Source organism: Variovorax sp. Varisp36 (assembly GCF_047304235.1).
In the GTDB taxonomy this organism is placed as follows: domain Bacteria; phylum Pseudomonadota; class Gammaproteobacteria; order Burkholderiales; family Burkholderiaceae_C; genus Variovorax.
In genome coordinates, this window is record NZ_JBGLYU010000001.1 from 243,773 (window position 1) to 256,091 (window position 12,319).

The 12,319-nt window shown below is 65.9% G+C and carries 14 protein-coding genes; all 14 read left to right on the plus strand.

All coding sequences use genetic code 11. The annotated features are described in order from the left end of the window. Positions 1–625 precede the first annotated feature (625 nt). The 14 genes from ACCD11_RS01175 to ACCD11_RS01240 all read left to right on the plus strand — a co-directional run bounded on the left by ACCD11_RS01175 (position 626) and on the right by ACCD11_RS01240 (position 12,311). Positions 626–1,423, plus strand: coding sequence for a class I SAM-dependent methyltransferase (locus tag ACCD11_RS01175; protein ID WP_413311836.1), 798 nt, complete (start codon positions 626–628; stop codon positions 1,421–1,423). A gap of 99 nt (positions 1,424–1,522) precedes the next feature. After that, positions 1,523–2,251 carry a peptidoglycan DD-metalloendopeptidase family protein gene (locus ACCD11_RS01180; protein ID WP_413311837.1) on the plus strand — a complete coding sequence of 243 codons (729 nt, stop codon included), beginning with the start codon at positions 1,523–1,525 and terminating at the stop codon, positions 2,249–2,251. Positions 2,252–2,355: 104 nt separating this feature from the next. Continuing rightward, positions 2,356–2,538 carry a hypothetical protein gene (locus ACCD11_RS01185; RefSeq protein ID WP_413311839.1) on the plus strand — a complete coding sequence of 61 codons (183 nt, stop codon included), beginning with the start codon at positions 2,356–2,358 and terminating at the stop codon, positions 2,536–2,538. A 111-nt stretch (positions 2,539–2,649) separates the two neighbouring features. Next, positions 2,650–3,777, plus strand: a complete 1,128-nt coding sequence (locus ACCD11_RS01190) for a metallophosphoesterase family protein (protein ID WP_413311840.1) — start codon at positions 2,650–2,652, stop codon at positions 3,775–3,777. Continuing rightward, on the plus strand, positions 3,774–6,410 hold the full coding sequence (locus ACCD11_RS01195; RefSeq protein WP_413311842.1) for an AAA family ATPase: 2,637 nt from the start codon (positions 3,774–3,776) through the stop codon (positions 6,408–6,410). Before ACCD11_RS01190 ends, ACCD11_RS01195 begins: the two co-directional genes overlap by 4 nt. A 213-nt stretch (positions 6,411–6,623) precedes the next feature. Beyond that, the gene (locus ACCD11_RS01200) at positions 6,624–6,770 is read left to right on the plus strand and encodes a hypothetical protein (RefSeq protein ID WP_200955468.1); all 147 of its coding nucleotides are present in this window, start codon (positions 6,624–6,626) and stop codon (positions 6,768–6,770) included. A gap of 16 nt (positions 6,771–6,786) precedes the next feature. Further along, positions 6,787–7,371, plus strand: coding sequence for a prepilin peptidase (locus tag ACCD11_RS01205; protein WP_413311844.1), 585 nt, complete (start codon positions 6,787–6,789; stop codon positions 7,369–7,371). Positions 7,372–7,415: 44 nt separating this feature from the next. Next, a complete protein-coding gene (gene cpaB, locus ACCD11_RS01210) occupies positions 7,416–8,261 on the plus strand; it encodes a Flp pilus assembly protein CpaB (protein ID WP_413311846.1) in 846 nt (281 codons plus the stop codon). Between the two features lie 73 nt (positions 8,262–8,334). Beyond that, positions 8,335–9,801, plus strand: a complete 1,467-nt coding sequence (locus tag ACCD11_RS01215; protein WP_413312000.1) for a type II and III secretion system protein family protein — start codon at positions 8,335–8,337, stop codon at positions 9,799–9,801. A gap of 11 nt (positions 9,802–9,812) precedes the next feature. Beyond that, a complete protein-coding gene (locus ACCD11_RS01220; RefSeq protein ID WP_413311848.1) occupies positions 9,813–10,106 on the plus strand; it encodes a hypothetical protein in 294 nt (97 codons plus the stop codon). A gap of 137 nt (positions 10,107–10,243) precedes the next feature. Beyond that, on the plus strand, positions 10,244–10,450 hold the full coding sequence (locus tag ACCD11_RS01225; protein ID WP_413311850.1) for a Flp family type IVb pilin: 207 nt from the start codon (positions 10,244–10,246) through the stop codon (positions 10,448–10,450). 92 nt (positions 10,451–10,542) lie between these two features. Continuing rightward, a complete protein-coding gene (locus tag ACCD11_RS01230) occupies positions 10,543–10,719 on the plus strand; it encodes a Flp family type IVb pilin (RefSeq protein WP_413311851.1) in 177 nt (58 codons plus the stop codon). Between the two features lie 104 nt (positions 10,720–10,823). Further along, entirely contained in the window at positions 10,824–11,000 is a 177-nt protein-coding gene (locus ACCD11_RS01235; RefSeq protein WP_413311853.1) for a Flp family type IVb pilin, read from the plus strand. A gap of 42 nt (positions 11,001–11,042) precedes the next feature. After that, entirely contained in the window at positions 11,043–12,311 is a 1,269-nt protein-coding gene (locus tag ACCD11_RS01240) for a pilus assembly protein TadG-related protein (protein ID WP_413311854.1), read from the plus strand. Positions 12,312–12,319: the final 8 nt, after the last annotated feature.

The following is a 12,319-nucleotide window of genomic DNA, read 5'->3' on the forward strand; positions in this document are numbered from 1 at the left end:
AAGCAATACAATGGAAGCAATTGGGCAAATGGAATTTCCATTTGCCCAATTAATGAGGGAGCATTTGTTGTGTTCTTTTCGTGACTTCATACTAGGAGCTTTCTACCGGCCGATGTGGGTACTTTATGGTTAGGTTACAAACGGATATGGTTATTTCTAAAACGTACTACCCGAATCATCCAGTTTGAGGTAACTGATGCGGGATTTAGGGGGCGCAAGCCTGTGCGCGAGCCACTTTCGAAGGCCAAAAGTCGGGGCCGAAGCGGGGTACTCCTGGGGAGAAATGCCGAATTTCCGGAGCAAAGCGCCTTGCATGGGGCGGCCTGGCGTGAGCGCGTTGGTCTCGCGTCCGCTCTCTGTAGTCATGCGAAAAACGGGGCATCTTTGCTGTCGAAAAATGAAACATCCTCCCGGCGGCGGCTGTTATCAATTCACCCCGTCTGTAACCGGATAAAAAATAACTGTACAAAACCTTGGATATGAAAAGACTGAAAGAAGCGCCCGCTTCCGCGCGAATCAATTCTTTCCAAGGTCGAAAATGCTTTACGAAATCCTATTGCCAGATGCTGCCCTGACGCCTTGCGAACACTATTGGAAATCAATTCTCCCGAACAATTCAGACGCATTGACCGCCAATGCCACATATTTCGGCAATGCGGCCTGGGCGCAGGAATATCTGGACTTCTGTCACCGCGATGCCCACTTCCGCAGCCGCTGGCTCGCCGCCGGGGGCGAATGGACGGACAAGGTCGTCATCGACCTGGGTTGCGGGCCTGGCAATGTCTTCGCCACGCTGGGCGGAAAGCCCCGGCTGCTCATCGGCGTGGACGTGGCCCCGGGCTCGCTGAAGCTGGCTGCGGGCCTCGGCTACACCACGGTGCTGGCGGATGCGGCGCATACGCCGTTCCGCTCGCACGTGGCGGACATCGTGGCCATCAATGCCACCCTGCACCACTGCGACGACATGACAGCGGTGCTGCGGGAAGGCGCCCGCCTGGTGAAGCCTGACGGCATCCTGATCACCGATCACGATCCCCAGCTGACGGCATGGGACTACAAGGGTCTGGCCAGGCTGTTGTGGGACGCGCGGCTGTGGGTCTACCGCATGACAGGGCGCGGTTTCCACAAGACCGGCAGCCAGCAGTCGTGGGGGCTGAAGACCGAGGTGCATCACCGGCCCGGCGACGGCGTGACGAAGGAGTTCTTCGAATCCACGCTGCAGCCGCTGGGCTTCGATGTCCGCGTGCATCCGCACAACCACCGGATAGGCGCCGAGGCGCTCGCCGGCGAGCTCGGGCGGGCCCAATGGAAATACCGCATGGGCCATGTGCTGTCCGGCCGCGACCCGGCTTCCCCAGCGAGCGCGCTGTCGTTGATGTGCATTGCAAGGCGCACGGCAGGAGAAGAACCGGAGGCGGGTTGAACACCCCGCGGCTGCTGGTAGCCTTCCAGGATTCTTCGAACGCGGTCCCCGGAGCACCGGGGAGCGCGAGATTCAGGTCATCAAGGAAGGAATCCGCTAGTGGTTGTGACAGGAAGGAACTGGCGCGCGGGCATTGCGCTGACCGCGGCATTGATGGTGGCGGCGTGCTCCACCTCACCCAAGGCGCCGGTGGCGGGACCGGGCGAGTACGTCGTCCAGCCGGGCGACACGCTCTATCGCATTGCGTCAAAGGCGGGGCGTTCGCCGGGCGAAGTTGCGCGCTGGAACAACCTGCAGGACCCCGATCGGCTCGAGGCGGGGCAGGTGCTGCGCGTGGTTCCGCCGGGCAGCGCGTCGTCGGAGCCGCCCGCTGCAAGGAGCGCAGGCGCCGAGCGCCCGGAGCGTTCGAGGCCGCCCCGGGTCGCGGTGCCGGAGCCGGAACCGGCCGCACCACCCGCATCGCGGCGAAGCGACTGGACCTGGCCCGCGCAGGGCCAGGTGATCGCGGGCTTCAACGGCAGCAGCAACAAGGGCATCGACATCGGCGGCAGCCTCGGCGAGCCGGTGATGTCCATCGGCGCGGGCAAGGTGGCCGTGACCGAAACGCTGCGCGGCTACGGCAGCGTGCTCATGGTCGATCACGGCGGCTCCTACATGTCGGTCTATACCAATGTGCGCTCGATGCTGGTGAAGCAGGGCCAGCAGGTGCAAAAGGGCCAGAAGATCGCGGAGATCGGCGGCGCCGACGGCGGGCGCGCCAAGCTCCACTTCGAGATCCGCCACCGCGGCAACGCGGTCGATCCGCGGCAGTACCTGCCTGCGAGGTGACCGCGGCGGGGCGGCCCTCTGGCGAAAGGCATCCCCCGAATTGGTGATATCGCGCCGCCGGTGGAATGCGCAGACTCTCGCCCTCACTCTGAACTGGAGCGGCAATGGAACTCTTGCAGTGGATGTTCCTCATTCTTGGCACCGCGCTGGCGCTGACCACGCAATGGTTCCTGCTTGCCCCCTTCAGTCTCGACTGGCCGCTGCTGCGTGCCCGGATCGCCGAACAGGTCACTCAATCGGCCGCGCTGCTGGAAGAGTGCGCGTCGGGGATCGACTCCCGGCCCTAGCCGCCCGCCTGCCTTCCAGGGCCGGGCGAAGCTCGACACGTCCCCGGCCCTCTAAGATGCTCGCTGTTTTTTAGATGACCTGAAGACGCGAGAGGCAAGGGAGGGCCGCGCATGATTTCTTTGCTTCACACCGCGGACTGGCAGATCGGCCGCGTGTTCTCGCAGTTCGAACCCGACGACGCCGCGGCGCTGTTCGAGGCGCGCTTCAAGGTGGTCGAGCTGCTGGCCGGCATCGCCGCCGAACGCCAGGTCGACGCCGTGCTGGTCGCGGGCGACGTGTTCGACCTGCAGACCGTGTCCGACAAGACCGTCCGCCGGATGTTCAACGCCATGCAGGGCTTTGCCGGCCCCTGGCTGCTGATTCCGGGCAACCACGATTCCGCGCTGAGCGAATCGGTCTGGGGCCGCGCGCAGCGGCTGGGCGCCATCGCGCCGAACGTCGTCTGCTGCCTGGAGCCCACGGCTCGCACGGTGGCCGGCAAGTTCACGCTGCTGCCGGCGCCGCTCACGCAGCGCCACACCTACGGCGACCTCACCGACTGGTTTGCCACCGCGCAGGGCGAGGAAGGGCTGCCGCGCATCGGGCTGGCGCACGGCTGCGTGCAGGGCATCCTGTCGGAGGACATCGACTCGGCCAATCCCATCGCGGCAGGGCGCGCCGCGCAGGCCCGGCTCGACTATCTCGCGCTCGGCGACTGGCACGGCACCCGGCAGATCGACGAGCGCACCTGGTATGCGGGCACGCCCGAGACCGACCGCTTCAGGGCCAACGATTCGGGGCAGGCGCTGCTCGTGACCATCGCGGAGGCCGGCGCCGTGCCGGCGGTGGAGCCGATTCGCACCGGCCAGTTCGCCTGGCAGCAACTGGAGCCTCGGCTCGCGGTGCCTTCCGACATCGACGAACTGGTGGAGAAGCTGGAGCGCGTCGGCAGCGGCGACGTGCTGCAGCTGCGCGCGCAAGGCGCCTGCGACCTCGGCGGCCACAACAGGCTGGGCGCCGCGCTCGATGCTGCCCGTGCCCGCGCGCGTGCGCTGGTGTGGGACGGCGAGGCTCTGCGGCTGGAGCCGACGGAAGAAGACATCCAGGCGCTGCATGCCGACGGCTTCGTCGGCGAGGCCTTGCAGGAACTGCGCGCGCAGCAGGGCGATGCCGATGCGGAACTGGCGCGCGATGCACTGCTCACGCTGGCCCGCATCCTCGACCTGCAAGGTTCTGCGCGCACCGGAGCCGGCGCATGAAGCTGCAGCGACTTCGCATCGAGAACTTCAAGCTGTTCCGCGCGCCACTGGAAATCGACGGCTTCACGGACGGGCTGAACCTTTTCGCGGCGCCCAACGAGTCGGGCAAGTCCACCGTCGCCGAGGCCATTCGCGCCGCCTTCTTCGAGCGGCATCGCTCGAGCGCGGTCGAGCACCTGCGGCCGTGGGGAGAAAGTTCGGTGACGCCCACGGTCGAGCTCGACTTCGAACTCGACGGCAAGCCGTGCCGGCTCACCAAGGCCTTCCTCGGCAAGAAACGCTGCGAGCTCGTCATCGACGGCAAGGCCATGGACGGCGCTGTGGCGGAAGACCACCTGGCGGCGCTGCTGGGCTTTCGCTTTCCGGGCAAGGGCGCCAGCACGCCGGAGCACATGGGCATTCCGGGGCTGCTGTGGATCAAGCAGGGCACCTCGCACGACATTGCCGGCGCCGTGGGCTTCGCCAGTGACCACCTGCGCAACGCGCTCGGCGAATCGCTGGGCGAACTGGCTTCCAGCCATGGCGATGCGGTGCTGAAGGCGGTGGAAGGCGAACGCAACGAACTGCTCACCCCCTCGGCCGGGACGCCGCGTGGCGCCTTCGCCGATGCCATCAGGCTGCGCACGGATCTCGAGGCCGAACTCGAACGGCTGCACGCCGACATCGAGGCCTATCGGTCCGGCGTGGACCGCCTGTCCGGCCTGCGCCGCGACCACCAGCGCGACGAAGCCGCGCGGCCCTGGGCGGCATTGCGCGAGCAGCTCGTCGTTGCACAGCAGCGGCTGGACGAAGCCAAGGGGTTGAACGACCGGAAGAACGCGCAGGACGCCGTGCTCAAGCAGGTCGCCGCCCAGGTGAATTCCTGGCGGACCCAGCTGCAGGCGATGGAGCGCGAGGAAGCCACGGTCGTCCTGCGGCAAAGGAACCTGCAGGCGGTTCACGAGGGCCTGGCCAAGGCGTTGGGCGAACTGCAGGCGTGGGAGCCTCGCCACGCGGCAGCGGCGCAGGCCGATGCCGCCGCACGCGAAAACCTGCGCGCGGCGCGGCAGGCAGCTTCGCGCATTGCGCAGGAAAGGGCCGTCGAAAGCCTGGCCGAGCAGCTTGCAGCGCTCGTACAGAGCCACGAGAAGGCAAGGAGCGAGCAGGACAAGGTCTCGCGCCTGCAGGCCGAAGCCCAGGCGCTCGCGGTGCCCGAAGGCGAGCTCAAGCAGCTTCAGCGTTGCGCCGATGCGCTTCGCACCGCACAGGCCAGGCTCGATGCGGTCGCAACGGCCCTGGAGTTCGAACTGCAGCCCGCGGCGAGGGTGCGGGTCGCCGGCATCGAGCTTTCCGGCTCGAAGCGCCAGACCGTCATCGCGCGGACCGACATCGAGATCGAAGGCATCGGCCGCATCACGGTGCTGCCGGGCGGGGCCGACCTGGAGAGCCTCGCCATCGAGCGGGACCGTGCGCGCGACGAAATTGCCGCGCTGCTCCAAAGCCTGCGCGCCGAGAGCGTGGCGGCCGTGGAGGAGCGCGTGCGGCTGCAAGCGCTGCGCAAGGGCGAAGCCGGCGCGGCAGAGGCCGTGCTGGCTGCGCTCGCCCCCAAGGGATTGAGCGCGCTCGCTGCCGACATCGCCATGCGCGAAGCCCGGCTCGCGCAAGCGCGGCAGGTTCTGCAGAACATGCCGCCGGCACCTGCGGCCGGCGCGGCGGTGCCGTCGAGTGCGCAGGCGGAGTCGGAAGAGAGCGTCGCGCGTGCCGCGCTGGAGGCCGCATCCGCAGCGCTCAACGACGCCAAGATCGCTGCCGGCAATGCGCGGGAGCAGGTCAGGGCGGCTGGGGATGAACTCGCGGCGGTGAAAGCCACGCTGGACGACCCGATGCGCGCCTCCCGCAAGGCGGAGGCCGGCGCAGCCCTGACGGATGCGCTGGCACAGCAATCGGCCCTGCAGTACAAGGTCGCCGAACTCGCACAGCAGTTGCAGGCCGTCAACCTGCCCGTGCTCGCGCAGGACGTGGAACGGCTGGAGCGCAGCGCAAGGCAAGCCGAAGCCACGCACAGCCAGCGGGCCAACGAGATCACCCGGCTCGAGGTCGAACTGGAAACCAGGGGCGCGCTGGGCCAGGAAGAAGCAGCGTCGGAGAAGCAGCGCGAACTCGAGCATGCCGCGCGGCGCTGCACCGAACTCGAACGCCGTGCGAAGGCGCTGGACCACCTGCTGAAGCTGTTGCGCGAGAAGCGCTCGGCCCTGGCGCGGCGCCTGCGCGCGCCGCTGCAGAAGCACCTCGACCACTACCTGCAGATTCTTTTTCCCGGTGCACAGGTCGAGGTCGGCGACGACCTCTCGCCGGGCCGCATCACGCGGCAGGGCCTGCGCGGCGCCCAGAGCGGGGACTTCGCGGAACTCAGCGTGGGCGCACGGGAGCAGATGGGCGTCGTCGCCCGGCTGGCCTATGCGGACCTGCTGAAGGAAGCGAGCAAGCCGACCCTGCTCATCCTCGACGATGCCCTGGTCAACACCGACGAAGAGCGTCTGCGGCAGATGAAGCGGGTGCTGTACGACGCGGCGGCGCGGCACCAGATCCTTATCTTCAGCTGCCACCCCGACGTCTGGCGGGATCTCGGGGTCGTGGCGCGAAACATCCCGTAGCCCACAACCCGCGGCGCGGTTCGATGCGCTGCGCATAGGCGCTTTGTCATGGCCCCGACCCCGCGCGGGCAGGGCGCTTGGCTCCCCCGCAAAGGGGCGCTTCGCTCATGTGCGAAGGCGGCGTGATTCCTAAAGTCATCCCCAGGCCGAACGCTTCTGCCCATACCGGGCAAACAGGCGGTTCAGGCCGGCAACGACAACCGGGGAACACACATGCAAACGCTCGCACTGCCGCCGAGACTCTTCATGAACCTGCTGCGCGAAGACGCAGGCATGTCATTCATGGAGTTCGCGCTGATCGGTGCGCTCGTGGTGGTCGTGTGCCTGCTCCTGTGGCTCGCCATCCGGCGCAGCGCCTGAACCCGCGGAGCCCACCATGCAGGAATTCATCGCCGTTCTCGAACTGCTGGGAATGCTGGTTTCCGACATTCGCATGCTCGCGCTCTTCGCGCTGCTCGGCGTGGCCGCCGTCAGCGACTGGCGCTTCTACCGCATTCCCAACTGGCTGACCTTCGGTGGCGCGCTCTTCGCGCTCATCGCCGGAACACTTGCGGCCCGCACGCCCACCGTGGGCGCATTGAGCGCATTCGGCGGACTGGCCGTCGGCTTCGGCGCAATGCTGACGTTCTATGTGATCGGGATCATGGGTGCCGGCGACGTCAAGCTGATGGCGATGGCAGGTGCCTTCCTCGGGCCCCAGCAGACGCTGATGGCAGTGCTCTGCACCTTCATCGTCGGCGGCGTGGTGGCCCTGGCCTTCGCGATCCATCGGCGCCGCCTCGGGCACATGCTGGCCAATGTCAAGGCTGTGGCACAGGGCATGGCGGTCTCCAGCATCGTGGGAATTCGTCCCAGCGGGCACGTTCCGGCGGAGCAGTCCGTCGGGAAGCTGCCCTACGGAATCTGCATTGCGGCGGGCACGGTGATCAACGTGCTTGCGCACCAGCTGGGCTACGTCTAGTCCTTTCATTCATTCACCAATTTCTCATCCAACGCGAGGTTCACATGAAGAACATCAAGGCGCTCGGGCTGATCTTTCTGGCCTTGCTCACAGGGCTGGCCGCCGCGGTCTACGCGACCGGGTGGATATCGCGGCAAGGCGGAATCGCCTCCAACAAGGTGGTCGTGGCCGCCGTCGACATCGAACTGGGCAGCCGCGTCAACGCGCAGATGCTCTCCACGGTCGACTGGCCCAGCGGCTCCATACCGAGCGGTTCGTTCAGCGACATCAAGGCGCTGAACGACCGCGTGGTGAAGGTCGGCGTGCTGCGCGGCGAAGCGATCATGGAAGGCAAGCTGGCGCCGGTGGGCACCCAGGGCGGGCTGTCGGCGGTGATCGCCAGCGGCAAGCGGGCCATGACGGTGCGCGTCAACGACGTGGTCGGCGTTGCCGGCTTCGCACTGCCGGGCAACTACGTCGACGTGATGGTCAACGCCCAGCAGGACAAGGCCAAGGGCGAGCAGACCAGCCAGATCAGCAAGACCGTGCTGGAGAAGGTCCTGGTGCTGGCGGTTGCACAAGAGGCCAATCGCGACGACACCAAGCCGAAGGTGGTGAGCGCCGTGACGCTGGAGCTCTCGCTCGAGGACTCCGAGAAGCTCGACCTGGCACGCAGCGTGGGAACCCTGTCGCTCGTGCTGCGCAACCAGATGGACAAGACCACCGTCGCAACGGGCGGCATCACCAAGGGCCAGCTGTTCGGCGAGAAGGAAATCCTGCCGATCGCCACCACGGTGGCGGCGCCGCCACCGGCCCGGCCGCGTGTGGCGCGCACCGGCCCCGTCACGGCGACTGCATCCCAGTGCGTGGAAGTGATCCAGAACGCCGCTCGCTCTCTCGCCTGCTTCTGATCCAAACCTCCAGGAGGAACACCAAGTGCACTATCTCTCTCCCACCCCCGCCTGGTTGCTGGCGGCACTCACGATGATGGCGGCCCCCGCCATCTCCGCCGAACTCGCGGTGCCTGCTGCGGCTGCGGCCGCCACCGCCGCCGCCGCGGCGCCCGCGGCACCGGCGGCGCCAGCCACCCGGCGCTGCACCGCCATCATTCCGGACGACCAGCCAACGCAGGCCGTGCTGGGCAAGTCGGTGGTCATCCCGCTGAAGGCCCGCGTCGTCCGCATCGTGGTCAGCGGGCAGCCGCCGAGCCGGGCGCCCGCGGCGGCTGCCGTGCCGGCGGGCATGGCGCCGCCTGCACCGGCCGCGGCTGCGAATGCCGGCGACGGCATTGCCGATGTCGACGTGACGCTGCTGAGCCCGACCGACCTGTTCTTCCGCGGCCGGCAGGCGGGCTCGATGAACGTCGTGCTGCAGAGTGCGGACGGCACTTGCTACATCAAGGATGTGATCGTCACCATCGATCCGGGAGCGCTGCAGTCCAAGCTGGCAGAGCTGATGCCGGAAGAGAGCCGCATCCGCGTGCGCAGCGCGGAAAAATCCATCGTGCTCACCGGCGAGATCAGCGATGCGCTCAAGCTCGACGACGTGATGAGCCTGGCCTCGGCTTACGGCGCCGACGGCAAGAAGGTTGTGAACCTTCTGCGCGTTGCGACGCCGCAGCAGGTGATGCTCGAGGTGAAGATCGCCGAAGTCAGCAAGACTCTGCTCGACCGGCTGGGCTCGCGCGTGGGCATCGCCCGCACCGGCAACGGCGGACTCAACAACTACTCGCTGATCTCCAATTTCCTGAGCAGCGGCGGCGGCCTGGCCCAAGCGCTGCGCATCGGCCGTACCTCGCTGACCATTGACGGCCAGAAGGACGACGGGCTGGTACGCATCCTCGCGGAGCCCAACATCATGGCCATCAGCGGCCAGCAGGCCAGCTTCCTGTCGGGCGGAAAGATCTTCATTCCGGTGGCGCAGAACGCCGCCGGAGGCGGCGGGACCAACATCACGCTGGAAGAGAAGGAGTTCGGCATCGGGGTCAAGTTCACCCCGACCGTGCTCAACGGCGACCGGGTCAACCTGAAGATGGTGTCCGAGGTGTCGGATCTGACGCAGACGGGCTCACCCTTCACCACGGTCTCGGGCGTCACCGCGGTGCTGCCCTCGCTGACGGTGCGCCGCGCGGATACCACCGTGCAACTCAACGACGGGCAGAGCTTCGTCATCGCCGGGCTCATCAAGAGCAACGTGACCGAGAGCGTCAAGCGCTACCCCGGCCTGGGCGAAGTGCCGGTGATGGGCGCGCTGTTCCGCAGTACCGAATTTCAGAACGAGCAGACCGAGTTGATGTTCGTCATCACCCCGCGCCTGGTCCGTCCGCTGGCCGAGTCGCCGCGGGTTCCAACGGACAACCACGTCGTTCCCAGCCGCGCCGAGGTCTACCTTAACGGCGCCCTCGAAAGCGCCACCCCGGCACCGGCCGCCCCGGCCAGCGACATCCAGTGAGGAGCACCTCCATGTTCATCAGATCGACCACCCTTGCGCTCGTATGCCTTCTGGCGACCGGCTGCTCGCATGTCACGCCCAACTACGACGCGCGCTTCGGCGATGCGGTGCGTGACGCAAAGAGAAAGATGACGCTGAATCCGGACGCTGGAAAGAACGGCGACCCGGTCGTGGGGATGGATGGCCGCGCGGCGCGCGAGTCGATGAATCAGTACCACGAGTCGTACAAGACGCCGCCGCCGGCGGTGAACGTTATCAACATCGGCGGCCAGATCGGTGGTCAGGGCGGTGGCTCGGCGAAGTGACAGGCCGCGTTTCGCGGATTCATTCCAAACGGGTCTTCAAATGGAAAGGAGAACGCCACGAATCGCAACGAACTTTTCCCTCATCACTTTTTTTTGAATTTGATTTCCAACTGTTTAAACCTTGAAAGGAAAGAACCATGAAAAACTTTCTCCAGGCCATTGGCCAATCGACCCGCGGTTTCATGCTCGAGGAAGAGGGTGCACAGGTCATCGAGTACGCGCTGATCATCGCTGTCGTATCGATTGCGCTGGTCGTTGCACTGAAGGTGCTTACCACTGGGGGCAGCTTCACGAGCTTCATCGACCGCGTCAACAAGTGCCTGACGACAACGACCTGTGCGTAAAGGCTGGGGCGGGCGATTTGGGTCAGGCCCCGCCTACCGCCCTACACCCTAACGCGTCTGCATTCTTCCCAACATGAAAAAGGAGTAGTCCCATGTTCAAGTCATTACTGAAAGACGAGAACGGCTCCCAGGTCATCGAGTACGCGCTGATCATCGCGGTTGTGTCGATTGCGCTGGTCGTTGCACTGCAGGTGCTCACCACTGGGGGCAGCTTCACGAGCTTCATCGACCGCGTCAATAAGTGCCTCACGACGACCACTTGCGCCTAAGCAACTTTGCGGAGGGAGGCGGGCTGTTGCTTCCGGTGTTGCTTCTCTCCGCATTTTTTGTTGCTTTCGCCCGATCTTTCTCTACACGAAACGGGACCACCATCATGTTCAAGTCATTCCGAGCAGACGAGAGCGGGGCCCAGGTCATCGAATACGCCTTGATCATCGCCATCATCTCCATTGTGCTGGTCCTCGCGTTGCAACCGCTGTCGATCGCGACCAGTTTCGGATCCCTCATAACGCGAGTCACCGACTGCCTGGGCGGCAATGGCTGCGCGTGAAGCAAGCGGCGTCTTTTCCACAGTCGAGCAGGAAGACCGATCATGAAAGCCCACCACTCCCATCGCCGCCAGCGCGGCGCGATGATCATTACAGCCGCTCTGTTCCTGCTGTTCCTGTTGGGCTTTATGGGCATAGCGCTTGACTTCGGCCATCTGTTCATCGTCAGGACGGAACTGCAGACGGCGGTGGATAGCTGCGCCCTGGCCGCCGCGCGCGAACTCGACGGACAGGGCACGGCTCTCACCCGCGCCGTGAGCGCGGGGCAGGCGGCGGGCAACTCTAACCAGGTGAACATGCAATCGGCCACCTGGAGCGGGCAGGGCCAGATCGTCGCGAGCGACATCACATTCCGCGACTCGGCCTATGCGGTGACTACCGCGCCCATTGCCGCGCGCTATGCGCAGTGCGCGCATACCCAGCCCAACGTCAACATCTGGCTCATGAAGGCACTGGGCGCCTTCTCGGGCGATACCGCCGGCAATCCATCGACACGCAGCGTCACGGCGAGCGCGGTCGCCACCCGCGCCAGCGCACAGTCCACATGCCCCGTTCCGGTCGCGATGAAACCCAAGGCCGGAGGCACGGCGCCGAACTACGGCTTCGTTGTCGGTGAATGGGTGAAGCTTATCCAGGCACAAAACGCAGCTGCGGGCGGCGAGATCGGCTGGGCCAATCTCGACGGCAGCAACAGCGCCTCGGAAACCGAATCCGAGCTCAACAACCACTGCGGCACCAAAGTGGGCGACACGCTCGGCACCCCCGGCGTGCAGACCTCGGTGGCCGATGTCTGGAACCAGCGCTTCGGCATCTACAAGAACACCGGTGATCCGAGCGTTGGGCGGCCTGATTACACCGGCTATGCCTATACCTCGCTCACCTGGCCCGCGCAGTTCAATGCCTACGATGGCCCCGCGCCCGGATCACCCGCAACCGCCCAGAATTTCGTGACCAAGCGGGCCGCCTTCGCATCCTGCGCCGACACCGGCACGAAAGTGAACGGCGCAAACAGCTGCGAATCGATCACGGGACTGTCCCTCAATAGCTTTCAGAAACTGGCAGCGCCCGGAAACGTTGCGGGTGGTCACAAGCAGTACGGCCTGGACCGCCGCATCGTTACGGTGCCGGTCATCGACGGCGGCAACCACGTGATCGACTATGCGTGCATGCTGATGCTGCAGCCGCTGCAGATCCCGATGAGCGACACATGGCTGGAGTTCCGCGGCAACGCGGGTTCTGCCAGCAGCCCCTGCACCACCAGCGGGCTGGCCGGCGGAGCGGCAGGCCCGCTGGTTCCGGTCCTGGTGAGATGAGGTGAGCA

Excerpts from the sequence above, each read along its gene's own strand:
- ACCD11_RS01185 (WP_413311839.1), top strand. The coding sequence starts at position 2,356 with ATGGAACTCTTGCAGTGGATGTTCCTCATTCTTGGCACCGCGCTGGCG.
- ACCD11_RS01190 (WP_413311840.1), top strand. The coding sequence starts at position 2,650 with ATGATTTCTTTGCTTCACACCGCGGACTGGCAGATCGGCCGCGTGTTC.
- ACCD11_RS01195 (WP_413311842.1), top strand. The coding sequence starts at position 3,774 with ATGAAGCTGCAGCGACTTCGCATCGAGAACTTCAAGCTGTTCCGCGCG.
- ACCD11_RS01200 (WP_200955468.1), top strand. The coding sequence starts at position 6,624 with ATGCAAACGCTCGCACTGCCGCCGAGACTCTTCATGAACCTGCTGCGC.
- ACCD11_RS01205 (WP_413311844.1), top strand. The coding sequence starts at position 6,787 with ATGCAGGAATTCATCGCCGTTCTCGAACTGCTGGGAATGCTGGTTTCC.
- cpaB (WP_413311846.1), top strand. The coding sequence starts at position 7,416 with ATGAAGAACATCAAGGCGCTCGGGCTGATCTTTCTGGCCTTGCTCACA.
- ACCD11_RS01215 (WP_413312000.1), top strand. The coding sequence starts at position 8,335 with ATGATGGCGGCCCCCGCCATCTCCGCCGAACTCGCGGTGCCTGCTGCG.
- ACCD11_RS01220 (WP_413311848.1), top strand. The coding sequence starts at position 9,813 with ATGTTCATCAGATCGACCACCCTTGCGCTCGTATGCCTTCTGGCGACC.
- ACCD11_RS01225 (WP_413311850.1), top strand. The coding sequence starts at position 10,244 with ATGAAAAACTTTCTCCAGGCCATTGGCCAATCGACCCGCGGTTTCATG.
- ACCD11_RS01230 (WP_413311851.1), top strand. The coding sequence starts at position 10,543 with ATGTTCAAGTCATTACTGAAAGACGAGAACGGCTCCCAGGTCATCGAG.
- ACCD11_RS01235 (WP_413311853.1), top strand. The coding sequence starts at position 10,824 with ATGTTCAAGTCATTCCGAGCAGACGAGAGCGGGGCCCAGGTCATCGAA.
- ACCD11_RS01240 (WP_413311854.1), top strand. The coding sequence starts at position 11,043 with ATGAAAGCCCACCACTCCCATCGCCGCCAGCGCGGCGCGATGATCATT.